Below are 324 nucleotides of genomic sequence, written 5' to 3'. Positions count from 1 at the left end.
TGATGCGTACCCAGTTGGCCGTCGCCTCGGCCGACTCCGCCGGCTTCCTGCCGCCCCACCACTACGACCAGATCTTCACCGCCCACGGCGTCATCATGATCTTCTTCATGGCGATGCCTTTCATCACCGGGCTGATGAACATCGTGGTGCCGCTGCAGATCGGCGCCCGCGACGTGGCCTACCCGTTCCTGAACTCGCTGAGCTTCTGGCTGTTCGGTGCCGGCGTCGCGCTGATGATGATCTCGCTGTTCGTGGGCGAATTCGCCGCGACCGGCTGGCTCGCCTATCCGCCGCTGTCAGGGCTGGACTACAGCCCAAGCGTCG

At 64.8% G+C, this 324-nt stretch carries 1 protein-coding gene; it reads left to right on the top strand.

Translation table 11 applies throughout. From position 1 onward, the window contains the following. A partial coding sequence (locus SB751_RS29065) for a cbb3-type cytochrome c oxidase subunit I (RefSeq protein WP_410748916.1) occupies nucleotides 1-324 on the top strand: 324 nt, incomplete at both ends.

Source organism: Cupriavidus sp. SIMBA_020 (genome assembly GCF_046535395.1).
Taxonomy (GTDB): Bacteria; Pseudomonadota; Gammaproteobacteria; order Burkholderiales; family Burkholderiaceae; genus Cupriavidus; species Cupriavidus campinensis.
Note: the sequence above shows the minus strand (reverse complement) of the source record. Positions and strands in the feature narration are given on the sequence as shown.